Annotated in this window: 16 protein-coding genes and 1 tRNA gene; 4 read left to right on the forward strand and 13 right to left on the reverse strand. The window is 70.2% G+C overall.

Translation table 11 applies throughout. The annotated features are described in order from the left end of the window. The 5 genes from L3Q67_RS11120 to L3Q67_RS11140 all read right to left on the reverse strand — a co-directional run bounded on the left by L3Q67_RS11120 (position 1) and on the right by L3Q67_RS11140 (position 6,207). Positions 1 to 1,470: a penicillin-binding protein 2 gene (locus L3Q67_RS11120; protein ID WP_499189431.1), complete on the reverse strand. Its 1,470-nt coding sequence runs from the start codon at positions 1,468 to 1,470 to the stop codon at positions 1 to 3. After that, the gene (locus L3Q67_RS11125; RefSeq protein WP_499189432.1) at positions 1,467 to 2,915 is read right to left on the reverse strand and encodes an FtsW/RodA/SpoVE family cell cycle protein; all 1,449 of its coding nucleotides are present in this window, start codon (positions 2,913 to 2,915) and stop codon (positions 1,467 to 1,469) included. Before L3Q67_RS11125 ends, L3Q67_RS11120 begins: the two co-directional genes overlap by 4 nt. After that, positions 2,915 to 4,354, reverse strand: a complete 1,440-nt coding sequence (locus L3Q67_RS11130; RefSeq protein WP_499189433.1) for a PP2C family protein-serine/threonine phosphatase — start codon at positions 4,352 to 4,354, stop codon at positions 2,915 to 2,917. Before L3Q67_RS11130 ends, L3Q67_RS11125 begins: the two co-directional genes overlap by 1 nt. Then, positions 4,351 to 4,821: an FHA domain-containing protein FhaB gene (locus L3Q67_RS11135; RefSeq protein ID WP_499189434.1), complete on the reverse strand. Its 471-nt coding sequence runs from the start codon at positions 4,819 to 4,821 to the stop codon at positions 4,351 to 4,353. The genes L3Q67_RS11130 and L3Q67_RS11135 overlap by 4 nt, the downstream gene beginning before the upstream one ends. Positions 4,822 to 4,923: 102 nt before the next feature. Continuing rightward, complete coding sequence (locus tag L3Q67_RS11140) at positions 4,924 to 6,207, reverse strand: FHA domain-containing protein (protein WP_499189435.1); 1,284 nt, start codon at positions 6,205 to 6,207, stop codon at positions 4,924 to 4,926. A 133-nt stretch (positions 6,208 to 6,340) separates the two neighbouring features. Here L3Q67_RS11140 and L3Q67_RS11145 point away from each other — a divergent pair. Continuing rightward, a tRNA-Leu gene (locus L3Q67_RS11145) sits at positions 6,341 to 6,423 on the forward strand. Positions 6,424 to 6,797: 374 nt separating this feature from the next. Here L3Q67_RS11145 and L3Q67_RS11150 read toward each other — a convergent pair. The 7 genes from L3Q67_RS11150 to L3Q67_RS11180 all read right to left on the reverse strand — a co-directional run bounded on the left by L3Q67_RS11150 (position 6,798) and on the right by L3Q67_RS11180 (position 12,388). Continuing rightward, positions 6,798 to 7,589 (reverse strand): hypothetical protein, encoded by a 792-nt coding sequence (locus L3Q67_RS11150; protein ID WP_499189436.1) that lies wholly within the window; start codon positions 7,587 to 7,589, stop codon positions 6,798 to 6,800. 11 nt (positions 7,590 to 7,600) lie between these two features. Further along, positions 7,601 to 7,945 carry a hypothetical protein gene (locus tag L3Q67_RS11155; protein ID WP_499189437.1) on the reverse strand — a complete coding sequence of 115 codons (345 nt, stop codon included), beginning with the start codon at positions 7,943 to 7,945 and terminating at the stop codon, positions 7,601 to 7,603. Then, positions 7,942 to 8,574, reverse strand: coding sequence for a hypothetical protein (locus L3Q67_RS11160; protein WP_499189438.1), 633 nt, complete (start codon positions 8,572 to 8,574; stop codon positions 7,942 to 7,944). Before L3Q67_RS11160 ends, L3Q67_RS11155 begins: the two co-directional genes overlap by 4 nt. Positions 8,575 to 8,611: 37 nt before the next feature. Further along, the gene (locus L3Q67_RS11165; RefSeq protein ID WP_499189439.1) at positions 8,612 to 10,738 is read right to left on the reverse strand and encodes a serine/threonine-protein kinase; all 2,127 of its coding nucleotides are present in this window, start codon (positions 10,736 to 10,738) and stop codon (positions 8,612 to 8,614) included. Between the two features lie 105 nt (positions 10,739 to 10,843). Next, positions 10,844 to 11,665: a hypothetical protein gene (locus L3Q67_RS11170; protein ID WP_499189440.1), complete on the reverse strand. Its 822-nt coding sequence runs from the start codon at positions 11,663 to 11,665 to the stop codon at positions 10,844 to 10,846. Beyond that, complete coding sequence (locus tag L3Q67_RS11175; RefSeq protein WP_395906024.1) at positions 11,662 to 11,967, reverse strand: hypothetical protein; 306 nt, start codon at positions 11,965 to 11,967, stop codon at positions 11,662 to 11,664. The genes L3Q67_RS11170 and L3Q67_RS11175 overlap by 4 nt, the downstream gene beginning before the upstream one ends. A 46-nt stretch (positions 11,968 to 12,013) precedes the next feature. Continuing rightward, positions 12,014 to 12,388, reverse strand: coding sequence for an FKBP-type peptidyl-prolyl cis-trans isomerase (locus L3Q67_RS11180; RefSeq protein WP_209663373.1), 375 nt, complete (start codon positions 12,386 to 12,388; stop codon positions 12,014 to 12,016). Between the two features lie 169 nt (positions 12,389 to 12,557). Between L3Q67_RS11180 and L3Q67_RS11185 the strand changes: the two genes are divergently transcribed. The 3 genes from L3Q67_RS11185 (at position 12,558) to L3Q67_RS11195 (ending at position 17,561) form a co-directional block, all read left to right on the forward strand. Then, positions 12,558 to 15,365 (forward strand): penicillin acylase family protein, encoded by a 2,808-nt coding sequence (locus tag L3Q67_RS11185; protein WP_499189441.1) that lies wholly within the window; start codon positions 12,558 to 12,560, stop codon positions 15,363 to 15,365. A gap of 90 nt (positions 15,366 to 15,455) precedes the next feature. Then, positions 15,456 to 16,421, forward strand: a complete 966-nt coding sequence (locus L3Q67_RS11190) for an SGNH/GDSL hydrolase family protein (RefSeq protein WP_499189442.1) — start codon at positions 15,456 to 15,458, stop codon at positions 16,419 to 16,421. Positions 16,422 to 16,508: 87 nt separating this feature from the next. Beyond that, positions 16,509 to 17,561 (forward strand): trans-sulfuration enzyme family protein, encoded by a 1,053-nt coding sequence (locus tag L3Q67_RS11195; protein WP_499189443.1) that lies wholly within the window; start codon positions 16,509 to 16,511, stop codon positions 17,559 to 17,561. Between the two features lie 38 nt (positions 17,562 to 17,599). Here L3Q67_RS11195 and L3Q67_RS11200 read toward each other — a convergent pair whose 3' ends face one another. Next, complete coding sequence (locus tag L3Q67_RS11200) at positions 17,600 to 18,652, reverse strand: patatin-like phospholipase family protein (protein ID WP_499189444.1); 1,053 nt, start codon at positions 18,650 to 18,652, stop codon at positions 17,600 to 17,602. Position 18,653 lies beyond the last annotated feature (1 nt).

Here is an 18,653-nt window from a genome sequence, read left to right on the forward strand (position 1 = left end):
TCATCCACCCCCGAGCGCGGCGGCGATGGCGGCGCGGCCGATCTCGGCGGCCACCGTGCCACCGGTCGCGGCCAGGCCGCGGTCACCACCGGACTCGACGATCACCGCGAGGGCGATCTTCGGGTCGTCGGCCGGCGCGAAGGCGGTGTACCAGGCGTGCGGCGGGGTGGCCTTCGGGTCGTTGCCGTGTTCGGCGGTCCCGGTCTTGGAGGCGATCTTCAGCGCGTCGTTCTTGCCGCCGCCCTTGGTGTTGGCTTCCGAAGCCAGCATCATTTCGCGCAGGATGCCCGCGTTGCTCGCCGACATCGCGGGGTCGTCGGTCAGCTCCTCGGGGTTGAACCGCTCCATCTCCGAAAGGTCCTGGGCCAGCAGCGACTTGATCAGCTGCGGCTTCATCACCGTGCCGCCGTTGGCCACGCCCGCGGACAGCAGCGCCACCTGCAGCGGCGTCAGCCGGACGTCGCGCTGGCCGATGCCGCTCTGGTACAGCTGCGGCTTGCCCGCCAGGTCACCGAGGCCGGAGGGGGCCACGCGCATCGGCACGGTCAGGTCGGCCTGGCCGATGCCGAACTTCTCCGCGGTGTCGGTCAGCTTGTCCTTGCCCAGGTTGCCGGCGATCTCGGCGAAGGCGGTGTTGCAGGAGTAGGCCAGTGCGTCCTTGAGCGTGCTGCCCTGGCAGGTGGCGCCGCCGAAGTTCTCCAGGTCGGCGCTGGTGCCGGGCAGTTTGACGTTGGCCGCGGTGGTGATCTGGCTGTCCGGCTTCATGCCGTTTTCGAGCGCGGCGGCGGTGGTGACGATCTTGAAGGTGGAGCCGGGCGGGTAGGTCTCCGAGATGGCCCGGTTCAGCATCGGCTTCGTCTTGTCGGCGTCCAGCGCCGTCCAGGTCTTCTCCTGCTCCTTGCCGTCGTGCGAGGCGAGCCCGCCCGGGTCGTAGGAGGGGGTGGAGACCATGGCGAGCACCTCGCCGGTCTTCGGGTCCAGCGCCACCAGCGCGCCGGTGTAGCCCTTCTTCGTCATGCCCTCGTAGGCGGCCTTCTGCACGGCCGGGTTGATGGTCAGCGCCACGTTCCCGCCCCGCGGGTCGCGGCCGGTGACCATGTCCGAGAGCCGCCGCACGAACAGCCGCGGGTCGGAGCCGTTGAGCACCTCGTCCTGGGCGCGTTCCATGCCGCCGGCGCCGTACCGGATCGAGTAGAAGCCGGTGACCGGGGCGAACATCGGGCCCGCCGGGTAGGTGCGCAGGAACTTGTACTTGTCGTCGGTCGGCTCGACCCCGGCCAGCACCTGGAGGTTGGACGCCGCGATGATCTTGCCGCGCTGGCGGGAGTACTCGTCCAGCAGCACGCGGGCGTTGTGCGGGTCGGTGCGGTAGTCCTCGGCCTTGATGAACTGCACGTAGGTGGCGTTCACCAGCAGCAGCAGCAACATCACGAGCATGGTCACGCCGACGCGGCGCAGTGGTGTGTTCATTTCGGACGCTCCACCATCACCGTATGAGCTTCGGCCAGCGGCGCCTGCTGTTGCGGGCGCGGCTTCACGCTGGTCTGCGGGCGGCGGGCGGCATCGGAGATCCGCAGCAGCAGCGCGATCAGGATGTAGTTCGCCAGCAGCGACGAACCACCGTAGGACAGGAACGGGGTGGTGATACCGGTCATCGGGATCAGCTTGGTGACCCCGCCGACGATGACGAAGAGCTGCATCACGATGGCGAAGGACAGGCCACCGCCGAGCAGCTTGCCGAAGGTGTCGCGCACGGCCAGCGCGCTGCGCATGCCGCGCATGGCCAGGATCAGGTAGACCATCAGGAGCGCGCAGAGCCCGATGAAGCCGAGCTCCTCGCCGATCGCCGCGGTGATGAAGTCGGTGCTCGACGCGGGCACCATCTCCGGCCGCCCGGCACCGAGACCGGTGCCGCCGATGCCCCCGGTGCCGAGCCCGAACAGCGCCTGCACGATCTGGTAGCCGTCGCCGGTCGGGTCGGCGAACGGGTCGAGCCAGTTCGCCACGCGGGTCTGCACGTGGGTGAACAGCTGGAAGGCGATCAGCGCGCCGCCGATGAACAGGCCGAGGCCGACGATCACCCAGATGATCCGCTCGGTGGCCACGTACAACATCATCAGGACCACGCCGAAGAACAGCAGCGAAGTGCCGAGGTCCTTCTCGAAGACCAGGATGCCGAGGCAGGCCACCGCGGCGATCAGGATCGGGCCGAGGTCACGCGCACGTGGCAGCTCGATGCCCAGCACCCGCTTGCCCGCGACCATGAACAGGTCCCGTTTCGACACCAGGAACGACGCGAAGAAGATCATCAGCAGGATCTTCGCGAACTCGCCGGGCTGGATCTGGGCGAAACCGAGCCGGATCCAGACCTTGGCCCCGTTGACCTCGGACATCGAGCTGGGCAGCACCGCGGGTAGGCCCAGCGCGATGATGCCGACCAGGCCGAAGGTGTAGGCGTACTTGGTGAGCGTGCGGTGGTCCTTGACCAGTAGCAGCACGGCGAGGAACAGCACCAGCGCGATGACCGTCCACATCACCTGCTTCGGTGCTTCCGGCGAGAACTCGCGGCCGAGCTGGAGCGCCCGTTCGGTCAGCGCCAGGTCGATCCGGTAGATCATCACCAGGCCCAGCCCGTTGAGCAGGGCCACGCAGGGCAGGATCAGCGGGTCGGCGTAGGGCGCCCACCGGCGCACCGCCAGGTGCGCCACGGTGAGGATGGCCATGTAGGCCAGCCCGTACCAGAGGATGGCGAGGCTCAGCTCCTGCTCCTGGTTCGCCTCCACCAGCATGAACGCCGCGGTCACGATGAACGAGGCGAAGCCGAGCATGGTCAGTTCCGTCCCGCGCCGGGTCGGCAGCTCACGCGGGGGATTGGTGACGTACTGACCGGCGGGATCGGAGGTGGGCTGGGCCATCAGCGGACGCCGCCCGTGGCGAGCCGGCAGTCCACCCCCGGGCGATCCGGACTCGGGGTTTCCACCGGCGCGGAGGACGGTTCGACCGGCGGCGCCGAGGACGGCGGCGGCTGGACCGGGGTCTGCTGCTGCGCGCCGAAGCCGCCGATCAGGCCGCCACCGGAACCCGGGACCTCACCCGGGATCCCGCCGCCCTGGCTCGGGGGCTCGGGGCAGATCGGCAGCCGCTTGTCCCACAGCGAGTCGATGTAGTCGCGGGCCGCGGCCAGGCTGTCCATCCGGACCCCGTTGCGCACGTCCTCGCGGGGCGCTTCCTGCAGGTCGGACAGCAGCAGCCGGTCGCACAGGTTGGCGCCGGGCGCACACGAGTCCTCCACCTGCTCCTGCAGGTCCAGACCCAGCACGCTGCCGGAAACCCCCTGGTAGATGACCACCTCGTCGCCTCCGCCCGCGCCCACGTAGTACTGGCTCAGCACCCAGTACCTGGTCGCGATGGTGCCCGCGGCGAGCACGATCAGCACGAGGATCAGCACGCCGAAGACGCGGAACAGCTTCCGCCGCCGGGCCTTCGGAGCCGGGGGCGGGGCGGAGTCCTGGCGCCGCGGCTGGGGCGGGGGCGCGGTCAGCGCCCTGGCCCGCGCGGCCGGGGAGTCGCCCTGGTGGTTGTAGTCGTCACTGCCGTCGCCCGCGGCGCCACCGACGATCGGCGCGTTCTCGCCGTAGTCGACGTCGACCACGTCGGCGATGATCACCGTGACGTTGTCCGTGCCGCCGCCCTTGAGCGCCAGCTCGATCATCCGGTCCGCGCAGTCCTGCGGGTCCGGGATGCGCATGGCCTCGGCCATGGTCTCGTCGCTGACCATGCCGGACAGCCCGTCGGAGCAGACCAGGTAGCGGTCGCCGGCGCGGGCCTCGCGCACGGTCAGGCTGGGCTCCACCTCGTGCCCGGTCAGCGCCTTGAGCAGCAGCGAACGCTGCGGGTGGGTGGCCGCTTCCTCTTCGGTGATGCGGCCCTGTTCGAGCAGTTCGTTGACGAAGCTGTCGTCGCGGGTGATCTGGGTGAACTGCCCGTCGCGCAGCAGGTAGGCGCGGGAGTCGCCGACGTGCACCAGGCCGAGCCGCGAACCGGAGAACAGCACCGCGGTGAGCGTGGTGCCCATGCCGTCCAGGTCGGGGTCGTTGGCGACCAGCTCGGCGATCGCGCCGTTGCCGGCGGCGACCGCGTCGCGCAGCTGCGAGAGCAGGTCGTCACTGGGTTCGTCGTCGTCCAGCGGGGCGAGGGAGGCGATGACGACCTTGCTGGCCACTTCACCGGCGGCGTGCCCGCCCATGCCGTCGGCGAGCGCGAGCAGGCGGGGGCCGGCGTAGACGGAGTCCTGGTTGTTGGATCGCACCAGGCCACGGTCACTGCGGGCCGCGTAGCGGAGGACGAGGGTCATGGGCGAAGCTCGATCACCGTCTTGCCGATCCGGATGGGGACCCCGAGTGGAACTCGGAGGGGTGCTGTGACCTTAGCCCGGTCGAGGTAGGTCCCGTTCGTCGAGCCCAGATCTTCCACGTACCAGTCTTCCCCACGCAGTGATAGGCGAGCGTGCCGGGTCGAGGCGTAGTCGTCGTCGAGCACCAGCGTCGAGTCGTCGGCCCGCCCGATCAGGATCGGGCGGCCGTCCAGCGCGATCCGCGTGCCGGCCAGTGCGCCGTGCGTGACGACCATCTGCCGGGGCACCTTCCCGCCACGCGGTGGCTTCTTCTCCTTGTTCTTGTTCCGGCGCAGGCTGGGCAGCGCCACCCGCAGGCCCGACGCCGCGTAGAGGTCGGAGCGGACCACCCGCAGCGCGGCCAGCACGAACAGCCAGAGCAGGACGAGAAATCCCACCCTGGTCAGTTGGACGACCAGCTCTGGCACCTTGTGTGTCAGCTCCTCAGTACGGCTTCTTGCGGCGACGACGGTACGTCGCAACGCTCCCGCGGACTCTCATTCTGCGGGAGCGCTCGGACGGGGCCTACGTCAGCCCTGGGTGCGGAACACCAGAGACGAGTGACCGACCCTGATCACGTCGCCGTCGGCCAGCTGCCAGGTCTGCACCGGGGTGCCGTTCACCGTGGTCCCGTTGGTGGACCCGATGTCGGCCAGCGTGGCGCTCTGCCCGTCCCAGGTGATCTCCAGGTGGCGCCGGGAGACCCCGGTGTCCGGCAGCCGGAAGTCGGCGTCCTGCCCGCGGCCGACCACGTTACCGCCCTGCTTGAGCGAGTAGGTGCGGTTGGACCCGTCGTCGAGCTGCAGGCTCGCGGCGAGCTGGCGGTTCGGGCTCTGCGTGGCAGGCGGCTGGTAGCCGGCCTGCGCGTACGGGTCCGGCGCGGCGGGCTGGCCGTAGGCCTGCTGCTGGCCGCCGTACTGGTCGTACCCCGGCTGCTGCTGTCCGGCGTACCCGCCCTGGTCGTAACCGGGTTGCTGACCGGCGTAACCGCCCTGGTCGTAGCCAGGCTGGCCACCGCCGTAGCCGCCCTGGTCATAGCCGGGCTGCTGCTGTCCGGCGTACCCGCCTTGGTCGTATCCGGGCTGGCCACCGCCGTAGCCGCCCTGGTCATAGCCGGGCTGCTGCTGGCCGCCGTAACCGCCCTGCTCGTAGCCAGGCTGCGGCTGGCCACCGGCGTAGCCGGCCTGGTCATAGCCGGGCTGACCGCCGCCGTAGCCACCTTGGTCGTAGCCGCCCTGCTGCTGGCCGCCGTAGCCGGCCTGGTCGTAACCGGGCTGGCCCTGCTGTCCGTAGCCGTACTGGCCCTGCTGGCCGTACGGGTCACCCTGGTCGTATTGGCCGTAGCCGGGAGGCTGGCTCATTGCTGGGTCTCCTGCGTTGCTGGGTCGTGCTGACCGTCCAGGACTTCCGTTGCCGGGGGCCGTGATCTCGCTGGCCTTGACATCGGGATCGACGGACGAGCGTGTCTTGAACTGTCCAGTATGCAGCGCCTCGGTGCGCTCGAGCGAAACTACGACGTCACCATAGGTGTCCCACCCCTGCTCGGCGAGATGCTCCGCCACCGCTTCGGCGAGCACACGGGTGACGCGCTGTTCGTCACCGGCCATGCGGTCGTGGTCGGTCGGGCCCAGCGACACGATGTAGTGGTTGGGCGCGAGCTCACGGCCTCCGGCCAGCTCACGAACGTTGTCCTCACTCTCACGCTCCAGTGCCTGCGCCACTTCCTGAGTGACGACATTGCCACCGAACATGCGCGCGAAGGTGTTGCCAACCAGGCCCTCCAGGCGCCGATCAAAACGCTTAGCGCGGCCCACCGGGCAAACCCTCCCCTCACGCGTCTGTGCTTCCGCACCGATCCTATCCGGGTGCGGGCTGTTCTACACGGCCCCCGGTGAAACCGCCGCAGACGGCCTGATAGGCTGCTCTCGCTGTCGCAGTGAACCACTCGGGCGAGTGGCGGAATGGCAGACGCGCACGGTTCAGGTCCGTGTGTCCGAAAGGACGTGAGGGTTCAACTCCCTCCTCGCCCACTCTGTTCAAGGCCCCCGCGAGCTTCGCCGCGGGGGCCTTTCCCGTTGTCCTTCCTTTGTTGGGGGGCCGAGCCCCCCAAACCCCCTGCGGTGCGAGCTTCTGCTGACCCAGCGTGGTTCTTTGCGTGATCACCAGCGACGTTGTGGGCGGGCTGTCTTGTATGACGGCCGGTGTGTGGTGGGTTGCGTTGTGTGGTTGTTCGGGTGGTGGCTCTGCCTGGTGGGCGTTGTTCGGGGGGTGGCTCTGTCTAGTGGGCGCTGGTCGGGTTGTGGCTCTGCCGGTGGGCGCTGGTCGGGTTGTGGCTGGTCGGGGGTTGATCGGTGTTTGGGGGCGTGGGTTTGCGGGCGGGTGTGGGGTGAGTCATAGGTGTGGGTCAGAGGTTCAGGCGCCAGTGGGAGCGGTCGTGGTCGGAGATGGAGCCGTCGCCCAGGTCGGTGGTGGTTTTGGGCCAGGTGGTGCCCAGGTTGGCGAGGCTTTCGGTGAGGGCGGCCTGGGCGTCCTTGGCGGTCTGGAACTGGGTGAGCAGGCCGTCGACGGCGGCGGTGAGCAGGTCCAGCAGCTCGCTGAGCACCGCCGACACCAGGGCGATGACCCCCAGTGCGCCGCCGAGGGGGCCGCCGACGGCGGCGGCGCCGACGATGCCGAGCACAGCGGTGACGCAACTGGCGTAACCGAGGCCCACCGCGGTCCAGAAGCTTTCGACGGCGTTCGCCATGCCGCGCAGGTTTTCCCGCAGTCCGGCGGCCAGATCCGCGACCTCGTCCAGCTTCTTCTGCTGCACCGGGATCAGCTGCCGGTACGCCGTGGCGCCGTCGCTGTGCCACCGGTGCGCGGCGGTCAGCTTGCCCAGTTCGTCGTCGGAGATGGCGGAGACCTTGGTGTTGACCAGCTCGCTCCAGCCATCAGCGGCTTCGCGCAGGGTCGACGGCGAGCCCATGTTCGTGAACCACGGTGCGGCCTGGTCCTTCAGCTGTTTGATCACCTTCTCCAGCGCGACCAGCTGGTTCTTGGCGGGCTGGAGCAGCTTCTCCAGCAGGTCGGGGAACTGCCCGATCTGCTTGCGCACCTCCCGGACGAAAGCGTCGAGCTCCTTCTCCAGCTTCTCGCGGTAGGCACAGGCCTCCCGCAGCACGCGATCCACATTCGGCGTCACCAGCATGTCCATCGGAAGGCCCCTCAGTAGTACTTGTGGAGTTCGTGCAGGTGGTCGCGTTCGTCCGCCTCGTAGGCGTTCGCCGCCTTGCGCAGGTTGGCGGCGATCGTGCCGAAGTAGACCTCGGCCTGGGTGAGCATCCCGGCGAGCTGCTTCCTGGCGGCTTCCAAGTCTTCGTCGAGGCCGGTGGGCGCGCCGACGTAGCCGAGCGCGCCTTCCTTCAGCGCCAGGCCCTGCGCGGACTGACGCGGGGTGGCGAGCAGTTTCGCCGCGTGGTCCCAGACGCCGGCGTCGTGCCGGAGGTCGCCGAGCGCCACCTGGATGTCGCGCGCGCTCGGCTTGTTCGGGTCGAACTTCTCCGCGGTCACGCCGACGGTCCCTTCGCTGGCAGGAGGCCGACCCGGCGCAGCAGCGCCTGCGGATCGGCGGTGAGGGCACGCAGTTCGGCGACGGCGGAGGTCCGCGGACCGTGGATCAGTTCGCTGCCGTCGTCCTTGCGGCGCAACTGGGTCAGCACGTCGCTCAGTTCCTCTTCGATCTCGGCGTTCGGCGCACTGCGTGCCCACTTCGCGTCGATTTCGAATTCGCGGACCTGACCGTGGACGCTGGATCCGGCGGCGTGCCCGCCCCGGCTGTCCACCCACTCCGGCCGGTCGTCGAAGGCCGCGATCTGACGGGCGAACGCGTCGAGATCGGCCTGCACGGCGTCGAGCAGGCGCAGCGCGTCGGCCGGGGTGATCGGGCTCTGGTCCGGATCCGGGTGCACCGGTTCGCGTGCGGGTGCGGTCACGGTGATCGCCGCCGTCTGCACCGCGGTGAGCACTTCGGTGTGCAGCGAGCGCGGGTCGATCCGCTCCCGCCAGTCCGCGGCCAGCCGCACCCGGTCGCCGGTGACCGTGACGAGCGCCTCCTGGCGCACCGGCTCCGGCACGGCTGCGGGTTCGTCGCCGTAGTCCCACGCATCCGTGAGGCTCCAGCCCTCTTCTTCGTCCCTCATGGCAACTTCCCCCTCTTTTCAGTCGGTTCAGGCGGTGTCAGCCGGTGATGAACCACGAATTGCCGCGCCACTCCAGGGTGAAGCCCTTCGGGTCGACGCCGGTGATGTTCGCCAGCGCGGCCTGCGGCGCGTGGATCCGGGTCGGGCCGTCCTGCCGGAGCTTGGCCGGATCGACCTTCGCGTTCCTCGCCTCGGTGATTTCCTGCGGTGTGAGGTAGTCGAAAAGCGCGGTGAACGCCTCGACGCAACTGGCGAGGTCGCCTTCCGATTCCCACGCGGGCTTGCTGATTTCGCACACCACTTCCAGGTCCTTCGCTGCCGTGGCGTGGAAGTACCGCTCGAGCACGATCGCCGCGCCCTCGGGCGTCTGCGGCACCGATTCGCCACCCGCCGCCGGTTTCGAGGAGCTCTTCGGCGGCGCCTGCGTGGCGGGCACGGTGCCCGGCGGCAGTTTCGCGGCGAACGCCGGGCCGAGCAGGTCGGCGAGTTCGGCGTAGGGCACGGTCACTTCGCGGACCCCGCAGGTCCGCCCGAGGTTCACCATCAGGTCGAGGCCGTCGGCGGCGGCGATCGGCTGCACGACCGGTGGCGCGCTGCGGACCGCCCGGAAGCTGTCGGCGGAGAACGGTTCCACGCCGGGGCAGTCGGCGATCCGTCCGGCGATCCGCTCCTGCAGTCGTTGTGCGCCGGAATCGGTGACGTCGGCGAAGAAGTCCGTGATCTCCACGATTTCGCCGGTTTCCAGGTCGACGGTCACCGACATCGGCGCCACACTCGCGTCCGAGCCGGGCGTGCTGAAGTCGTGCCTGAGCGAAACCAGCCGCGGTCCCCGCAGCCGGAATTCGGCGGTGCCCTTCGAATTCGGGGAGGAGTTCGGGCCGTAGGAGGTGAGCAGGTAGCCGCCGAACCGTTCGTCCGGGTTCCGCAGTGCTTCGTTGACCTTGCGCTCCACGTCCGCGTTCGGCAGCCCGGTCACCTGGCCGTGCTGGACCTCCACCGAGATCGGCGTGCCTTCCACGTCCCTGGTGGTGGTGCGGATGGCGAAATCGGGGCCGGGTTGCGCGGGCGCGGCGATCGGCGTGGGTTCCGGCGGCGGTGGCGCGTCGCCCTGGTTGGCGATGACCACCGCGGCGCCGGCCCCGGCGAGCACTGCCAGCGTGGCCAACCCGGCGACCACTTTCGCCGTGGTGGTACCGAGAACCGCCTTGCCGGCGCCCGCCCCGACGGTGGCCGCGGTTCCGCTGCCCGCCATCGCACCGGTGGCCGGCGCGAGGTGCGCGGCGGCCGCCAGCAGAGCCACCGGCGAAAGCGCCATCACCGCGGCGGCTCGACCGGCCAGCCGCGCCAGGCCGCGGTTTTCCCAGTCGTCGCCGTAACCCGCGCGGGCCGCACGCTCCACTTCGGACACGAACTCGGCGGCGTTGCCCGGCCGCTGCTCCGGTTTCTTCGCCATGCCACGGCGGATCAGCTCGCGGATCGGTTCCGGCGCCTGGCCGAACGGGATCGGCGCGTACTCGTGCAGATCCCGCAGCACGGTCGAATCGTCGGCGGCGTACGGCCGTTCCCCGGTGACGGACTGGAAGAACACGCAGGTGGCCGCGTAGACGTCGGTCGATGGCGTGGCGACGGAGTAGGACCACTGCTCGGGCGCCATGTACGCGGGCGTGCCCGCCGGGACGCCGGTGGACCCGGCCAGCACGGCCAGGCCGAAGTCGACCAGCTTGCTCTGCCGGTCGGCGCCGACGAGCACGTTGTCCGGTTTGTAGTCGCGGTGCACGGTGCCGACCGCGTGCGCGGCGGCGAGCCCGAGCAGCGAGCCCTTCAGCACGGCGAGCGCGGCTTCCGGTTCGAGCGGCCCTTCGGCCAGCACCGCCTTCAGCGACACCCCCGGCACGGCCTCCATCACGATCGCCGCGCCCTCGGGCCGTTCGACGAATTCGTGCAGCCGCGCGACGTGCGGGCTGATCACCCGCGCGGCCTGCCGGGCCTCCTCGCGGAAGCGGGCCACGTGCTCGGGATCCCCCAGGTGCCGGGCGAACAGGTACTTGATCGCCACTTCGGTGCCGGACTGGTCGTGCCGCGCCAGCACCACGCGCCCGAACGACCCTTCGCCCAGCCGCGCCAGTTCGGTGAATCCCGGCAGCATCCAGTCCGGTGATGTCATGTAAAGCCCCCTCGATCAGGCACGTGTGACAGTGCTCAGCCCCTTGTCACATGTGACGCACCGAAGGTACTGCCGGATCCCTCGCGGAACAAGGTTCTTCACACGTCAGGTGCCCTTGCGGAACCGTTCGGTCAGTTCGAGGCCCTGCACGCGGCCGATCTCCGGGTCGCGGGCGAAGTGGCGGATCAGCTCGTCGCGGCGCACGTCGACGGTGGATTCGACCAGGTCGGCGTACCCGGCCGCGGCGGATCGGGCGCGGCGCCGGCTGGTCAGGGCCAACGCGACGCCGACCACCGCCGACGGCCACCACCACGCCCCGAGCGCCAGGTAGAGCAGCGACCAGCCGCCCAGCGCGCAGGCGGCGTCGAGCCGGGCGCGCGCGGCGGACAGCGGCTCGCGCATGGAATCCGGCAGCAGGAGCCAGAGCCGCGGCCAGGTGCCGGCCAGATCGAGCCCGTAGTCCTGCCGGACGCGGACCGCGGGCGCGCACAGCCGGTCGCCGATCCAGGTCGGGCAGATCGGCGGGCTCAGCGCGAGGCGGTTGCGTTCTTCGTTGTGTTCGCCGTCGTTCAGCGCGTCCCACCGCTTACGGCGGCGGGCGGTCAGCGAAGTGGCGAGCGAGCGGCCCAGCCGGGACCACTGCCCGGTGAGCAGGTTTTCCACGCCGCCGCCGAGCGCCTGTGCGAGATAACCGGCCGCCGCGGCGGCGGCCACCACGAGGATCGCCACCAGCAACGTTCGCGTGGTGCCGTCGGACCACCCCGACAGCCGGGCGCCGATCGTGCCGAACTCGGCCCACCGCGCGTGCCCCAGCAGCGCGGCGACCACGGCGAAGCCGGTGAACACCAGTCCCGGCACGGCGAGCAGGGCCAGCCAGCGCTCGGCGGCCTTCTTGCCGAATTCGGTGACCAGCGTGGTGACGATCATCCGTCGGCCACGAAGCGCAGATCCCGCTCGAACAGCGGGCAGACCGGCAGCTCGTCTCCAGCGCGGCGGTAGACGACCCGGCCGCATTTGCCGGTGGGACAAAGGAAAGCGCCGCTGACGCCGGTGGACGGGCCGTACACCTCGGTCATCTGGACGCCGGGGCCGAGTAGCTGGGAAACCTTCGCGTCGACCGGTTTCCCGTCGCGCGCGGCGAGCACCGCCTGCTCGACCAGAACCCGATCGCCGTCCTTGAGCCGTCGGCGCAGTTCGGGCAACCGGGTGCAGAACTCGGTCAGCAGCACGGTCGGAAAGCCTACCGCGCCGCTGACCGCCGCCGAAGCGGAAAGCTCAGCGCACGCCGACGAGGTCCACCACGAAGATGAGGGTCTCGCCCGGCTTGATCTTGTCGCCGGCCCCGCGGTCGCCGTAGCCCAGGTGCGGCGGGATGGTCAGGCGGCGTCGCCCGCCCACCTTCATCCCGGCCACGCCCTGGTCCCAGCCGGGGATGACGTAGCCGGCGCCGAGCGGGAAGTCGAGCGTCTGCCCGCGGTTCCACGAGGCGTCGAACTCCTCCCCGGTGGAGTACGCGACTCCCACGTAGTGCACGGAGACCGTGCTCCCGGCCTGCGCCTGGGGACCGTCGCCCTCGGTGAGGTCGACCACCGTCAGCTCGGCGGGCGGGGCCCCTTCCGGAGCGTCGACCTCGGGCTTCTCCAGTGCCATACCGCGTTCCTCCCTGTTCGTTCGAAGAGGACCCACCGTAGGCGATGGCCGCGGGCCGCGCCGGAGGTGGCGATACTCCGTCGGGACGACACAATGTGAGAGGTATTCACAAACCCGCCTCCGCCTGCGTACCGTGCTGCACGTCACACCGTCGAAGGGAGCCGGTGGCATGCGCCGACGCATCGGGACGTTCATCGGGCTGGGGGCGCTCGCGGCGACCCTGGTGGTCGTGCCACCGCAGGCGGTGGGCCAGGCGCCACCGCCGATCGACTACTGCCATGGCCAGTGCGGCGACATCCTGCCGCCCGGCCAGAACGGCAACGCCACGCTCGCCGGCATCCTGGCGCACCGGGTGCTCGGCACCCGGCCCGCGCATTCGGCCGACCAACTCGGCAAGTACGCCGACCTCGGCGCGAACTACCGCGGCCTGACCACCGAGACCATCGGCAAGTTCTTCAACGACGCCTCCTTCGGCGTGCCCGCGGGCCAGGTGGAGAGCACCATCAAGCCGCGGTCCGACGTGACCATCGTGCGGGACAAGGCGACCGGCGTCCCGCACATCACCGGCACCACGCGGTCCGGCACCGAGTTCGGCGCCGGGTACGCCGCCGCGCAGGACCGGCTGTGGCTGATGGACGTGATGCGCCGCGTCGGCCGGGGCCAGCTGTCCTCGTTCGCCGGTGGAGCCGAGGGCAACCGCGAACTCGAGCGCCAGTTCTTCGCCAGCGCGCCCTACACCGAGGAAGAACTGCAACGCCAGATCGACGAGGTGAAGAACTCCGGCCCGCGTGGCGCGCAGGGGTACGCCGACGCGGCCGCCTACGTCGAAGGCATCAACAAGTACATCAGCGAATCGCACTCCGGCCGGTACTTCCCCGGCGAGTACGTGCTGACCGGGCACATCGACGCGATCACCAACGCGGGCAAGATCGAGCCGTTCAAGCTGACCGACATGGTGGTGCTGTCCGCGGTGGTCGGCGCGCAGTTCGGTGGCGGTGGCGGCGGCGAGGTGCAGGCCGCGATCGCGAAGCTGGCGATCCAGGAGCGCTACGGCGTCGAGCAGGGCGAGGAGGTCTGGCGCAGCCTGCGGTCGGAGAACGACCCCGAGACGGTGTACACGCTGCACGAGGGTCAGAGCTTCCCGTACGGCAAGACGCCGGTGAACCCGCAGGGCGCGGCCATGCCGGAGCCGGGCTCGGTCAGTCCACAACAGACGGTCTTCGACGAGGTCGGCGGCCAGGGCGCTTCGGTGAAGCCCGCCGCACCCGCGGCGCAGGAACCGGCCCGCGACATGTTCGCCGACGGCGTGCTCCCGGCGGATCTGCTGAGCGAGAAGCACGGCATGTCCAACGCGCTGGTGGTCTCCGGGCAGCACACCGCCAGCGGGCACCCGGTCTCCGTGTTCGGCCCGCAGACCAGCTACTTCGCGCCGCAACTGCTGATGCTCCAGGAACTCCAGGGCCCCGGCATCAGCGCGCGCGGTGCTTCGTTCGCCGGCGTCAGTCTCTACGTGCTGCTCGGGCGCGGCCAGGACTACGCGTGGAGCGCGACCAGCGCGAACCAGGACATCATCGACACCTACGCGCTGGAACTGTGCGATCCCTCGGGCGCCCCGGCGACCAAGGAGTCGAACGCCTACCTGTTCAACGGCCAGTGCACGCCGATGGAGATCATCGAGCGCAAGAACTCGTGGAAGCCGACGCTCGCCGACGGCACCCCGGCCGGGTCGTACACGCTGCGGGCCTTCCGCACCAAGTACGGGCCGGTGACGCACCGCGCGATCGTCGAGGGCAAGCCGGTCGCCTACGCGGCCCTGCGCAGCAGTTACTTCCACGAGGTCGACGCGCTGCTCGGGTTCCAGGAGTTCAACGACCCCGGCGCGGTGAAGTCCGCCGCCGACTTCCAGCGCGCGGCTTCGCACATCAACTACACGTTCAACTGGTTCTACGCCGACGCGCAGGACACCGCCTACTACAACTCCGGCGCGAACCCGGTGCGGCACCCGAACGCCGACCCGAGCATGCCGATCAAGGCGGGCGCGGGACTGGAGTGGCAGAACTGGAACCCGGCGACCAACCGTGCCGACTACACCCCGTTCGAGCAGCACCCGAATTCGATCAACCAGGACTACTACATCAGCTGGAACAACGCGCAGGCCAAGGACTACGCGGCCAGCGGGTACGAGAAGTCCGCCGTGCACCGCGGGGATCTGCTCGACCGCCGGGTCCGGGCGCTGATCGACAGCGGCACCAAGGTGACCAGGGTGAACCTGACCCAGGCGATGGCCGCGGCGGGACTGGCGGACCTGCGTGCGGAGAAGGTCCTGCCGCAGCTGTTGCGGGTGATCGAAAGCGCGGCCGTCACCGATCCGGCCGCCGCGGCCGCGCTCACCAAGCTGAAGGACTGGCAGAGCCGGGGCGCGCTGCGGGCGGAGACCAGCCCGGGCAGCAAGGCCTACGCCGACGCCGAGGCCATCAAGATCATGGACGCCTGGTGGCCGCTGCTGGTCCGCGCCCAGTTCGAGCCGGGGCTCGGCACGCCCGCCTTCACCGCGATGACCGGCGTGCTGAAGATCAACGAATCGCCGTCGGGCTGGCAGAACGAGGTGCCGGGCAAGCACGTCGGCCAGGGGCACCAGGGTTCGGCGTACCAGGCGGGCTGGTGGGGTTACGTGCACAAGGACCTCCGGTCGGTCCTCGGTGACCAGGTGGCCGGCCCGCTCGGCGCCGAGTACTGCGGTGGCGGGGATCTGGCCCAGTGCCGGACGCTGCTGCTGACCACCGTGAAGCAGGCCGCCGCGCAGCCGATCACCGAGGTCTACCCGGGCGACGGCGACTGCTCGGCCGGGGACCAGTGGTGCGCCGACTCGCTGATCCACCGACCGCTCGGCGGCATCACGCACGACAAGATCAGCACCCAGAACCGCCCGACCTACCAGCAGGTGGTGGAGTTCGCCGCCCGCAGGCAACCAGCCTGATGGCGGGTGTCCGGCGGGACTCGAACTCCGCATACTCCATGTACGATATGAAGTCACTCGCTTACTGAGGGCCAACGAGGGAGTTGGGGCGTGTCCATTCGAAAAGGCGCGTTGGTCGCCGCTGCGCTGCTGACCGGGATCACCGCGGGTACGGGGGTCGCCTCGGCGGCACCCGCCTACGAGCACTACGTCGCGCTGGGGGACTCCTACACCTCGGGTCCGCTCATCCCGTTCATGCGGCTCGATCCGCTGGGCTGCGCGCGCTCGACGAACAACTACCCGTCGTTCCTGGCGCGCAACCTGGACGTGGGCTCGTTCACCGACGTCAGCTGCGGTGGCGCGGACACCACGAACATGACCGCCGCGCAGTCGGTGCCGCTCGGCTCGAACCCGCCGCAGTTCAACGCACTCGAGGCGGACACCGACCTGGTGACCATCGGGATCGGCGGCAACGACTACGGCGTGTTCGGCACCCTGATCGGCGACTGCCCGCCGCTGCGCGAGCAGGACCCGACCGGTTCGCCGTGCCGGGACAAGTTCACCGTCGACGGCGTGGACACCATCAAGCAGCGCATCGAGCAGACCGGCACGCGGGTGACCGCCGTGCTCGACGGCGTGCACGAGCGCTCCCCGGACGCGAAGGTGGTGCTGGTCGGTTATCCGCGGATCGGCCCGCCGACCGGGACCTGCCCGAACATCCTGCCCTTCGCCGACGGTGACCTGCGCTGGCTGGACAGCGTGGAGCAGGAACTGAACGGGGCACTCGCCAAGGCCGCGGCCGAGGACGGCGACACCACCTTCGTCGACATGTACCCCGCCTCGCTCGGGCACGACGCCTGCGCGCCCGGCGGCGCCGCGTGGATCCAGGGCAAGGACATCAACCTGCTCGCCGCGCTGAACTACCACCCGCGGCGGTCGGGGATGATCGGCGTGGCCACCCAGGTCCAGGCCGCCCTCACCGGCAAAACCCCGGCGAAGCTGAAGACTCCGGCGTACGACGGTCCGGTCGCGGATCGCAAAACGGTGGAAAGCCTGGGTGCGCGCCACCTCCGTTGAGAGCGGTGGTGGGCTCGCGGGTGGGATTACGGCCGTTAGGGCGGCCCTCCCCATGCACGCCCGCTGACCTGCGGTTAGGTTGGCCGGGTGGACTTCGAAGACTGGTCACCCCGTACCCGGGCGGTGGCGGCGGGACGGCCGCAGGAGCCCGGTGAGCCGCTGAACACCCCGATCGTGCCGGTGAGCACCTTCCACGCCGGTGGGGCGCGGGCGTACTCGCGTGAGGACGGCACCCCGAGCTGGGCCTCGCTGGAGGAGGCGATCGGCCTGCTCGAGGGCGGGCACGCGACCGCCTTCGCCTCGGGCATCGCGACCACGGCGGCGGTGATCGACCTGCTGCCGGTCGGGGCCGAGGTGGCCGTGCCGCGGTTCAGCTACGCAGGCACCCGCGGCCTGCTCGGGCACGCGGCGAAGAACGGGCGCCTGCGGGCGGTCGAGCTGGAGCCGTCGGACCTGGCCGCGTGGACGGCCGCCGCCGAGTGGGCCGACCTGGTCTGGCTGGAGTCGCCGACGAACCCCACGCTCGACGTGATCGACATCAAGGCGGTGGCCGACGCGGCCGCGGGGCACCTGGCGAAGGTGGTGGTGGACAACACCTTCGCCACCCCGCTCGGCCAGCAGCCGCTTGCGCTCGGCGCCGACATCGTGGTGCACAGCGCGACCAAACTGATCGGCGGCCACAGCGATCTGCTGCTCGGCCTGACCGTCACGAAGGACGAGGAGCTGGCGAAGGCACTGCGTGACGCGCGTACCCGCAACGGCGCGACGCCCGGCGCGCTCGAGGCGTACCTCGCGCTGCGCGGGCTGCGCACACTGCCGGTGCGCCTGACGGAAGCCTCACGCAGCGCGGAGTTCCTCGCGGAACGCCTCGGTCAGCACCCGAACGTCACGCGCGTCCGCTACCCGGGCTCCGGGCAGATGATCGCCTTCGAACTCGACGGCGCCGAGGCAGCCGACGCCGTGTGCGCGGGCCTGCGCCTCATCCGGCACGCCACCAGCCTCGGCGGTGTCGAGAGCTGTGTGGAACGCCGCGCCTGGCTGGCCGGCGACGCCCACGTGCCGCCGGGCCTGGTCCGGTTCTCGGTCGGCCTCGAAGATCCCGAGGACCTCTGGCGAGACCTGCAACGCGCTCTCGGTTAAACGGTGTGCGAGTGCAGATCGCGCTCGCGTTCCAGAGGTCAACCCAGCGGGGATTCCGGATAGGGGTAGCCGGTCGGGGGTTCGGCGTTCGTCACCACGTGTTTGCGCAGGGCGGCGTCGGTGACGGCGTAGCCCCAATTGATCAGGCCGCGCTGCAGGTCGGCGTCGAGCCGGTGCAGGCGGGTGGGGACGGCGGCCAGCTGGTCCGACTTCGCCTTCGGGGCGGGCAGGGTGTCCGGCATCTCGAAGTCGTCGATGTCGCTGTGGGCGGCCCAGTAGGCACCGGCCGCCTCGCCTTCGACGTAGCACTCGATGAGGCCGCGCTTGCGCAGCGAGCGCACCTGGTTGTCGATCACGTCGAGCACCCGCAGCAGGTGCAGCGCCCAGTTCCGCTTGACCCGTGGCTGGAAGTCGAACTTCTGCCCGGCGTCGCTGACCAGCACCGTGTCGCAGCGCGGCACCACCGGGTCGAGGCCGAGGTTGTCGAACACCCCGGCGTCGCTGAGCACGGCCTCTTCCGGCAGCCCGCTTTCGCGTTCACTCGCGCTGGTCGGCACCTTCACCGGCGACAGGAACGGCGGGAAGGCCGAGGACGCGGCGACAGCGGTGGCCAGCAGGATCGGCTCGCCCGTCGCGGTTGGCGGCTCCTTGTCGCGGTAGAACCACCAGAGTTCGCCGTTCTGCAGATTCGTCGCGTTGAAGACGAACTGCGGTGACTCCGGCAGTTCGCTCATCCGCCGATCGCCGAACAGGTGCTTGCGCAACACGGCGACCACCTCGTCGCCGATCGACCGGCCCGGCAGCAGCAGCCCGCGCAGGATGACGCGGACGTCGATGTTCCGGTTCGCCAGCCGCCGCAACGGCTCCACCACGGCCGGCACGAAATTCGTCGCCACCCCGTCGGAGAACTCCAGTTCCGGCCACGCCTTCGCGAGCGCGCCCGCGGTGATCGAACCGCCGGACACACTGGAGATCACGTCGAGCCGGGACAGCACCCCGAGTTCGTTCAGCCGCCACAGCGCGCCGGTGTGGAAGAGCATCGCGCGATATCCGCCGCCGGACAGGCAAAGTCCGACGCTCTCAGTGCTCACC

Origin of the sequence: Saccharothrix sp. AJ9571, assembly GCF_021725495.1 — a bacterium.
Taxonomy (GTDB): domain Bacteria; phylum Actinomycetota; class Actinomycetes; order Mycobacteriales; family Pseudonocardiaceae; genus Amycolatopsis; species Amycolatopsis magusensis.

Coding starts and splice junctions, on each gene's coding strand:
- L3Q67_RS11160 (WP_499189438.1), bottom strand. CDS start 8,574: ATGAGGGACGAAGAAGAGGGCTGGAGCCTCACGGATGCGTGGGACTAC.
- L3Q67_RS11150 (WP_499189436.1), bottom strand. CDS start 7,589: ATGGACATGCTGGTGACGCCGAATGTGGATCGCGTGCTGCGGGAGGCC.
- L3Q67_RS11180 (WP_209663373.1), bottom strand. CDS start 12,388: ATGGCACTGGAGAAGCCCGAGGTCGACGCTCCGGAAGGGGCCCCGCCC.
- L3Q67_RS11125 (WP_499189432.1), bottom strand. CDS start 2,915: ATGGCCCAGCCCACCTCCGATCCCGCCGGTCAGTACGTCACCAATCCC.
- L3Q67_RS11185 (WP_499189441.1), top strand. CDS start 12,558: ATGCGCCGACGCATCGGGACGTTCATCGGGCTGGGGGCGCTCGCGGCG.
- L3Q67_RS11170 (WP_499189440.1), bottom strand. CDS start 11,665: ATGATCGTCACCACGCTGGTCACCGAATTCGGCAAGAAGGCCGCCGAG.
- L3Q67_RS11130 (WP_499189433.1), bottom strand. CDS start 4,354: ATGACCCTCGTCCTCCGCTACGCGGCCCGCAGTGACCGTGGCCTGGTG.
- L3Q67_RS11120 (WP_499189431.1), bottom strand. CDS start 1,470: ATGAACACACCACTGCGCCGCGTCGGCGTGACCATGCTCGTGATGTTG.
- L3Q67_RS11165 (WP_499189439.1), bottom strand. CDS start 10,738: ATGACATCACCGGACTGGATGCTGCCGGGATTCACCGAACTGGCGCGG.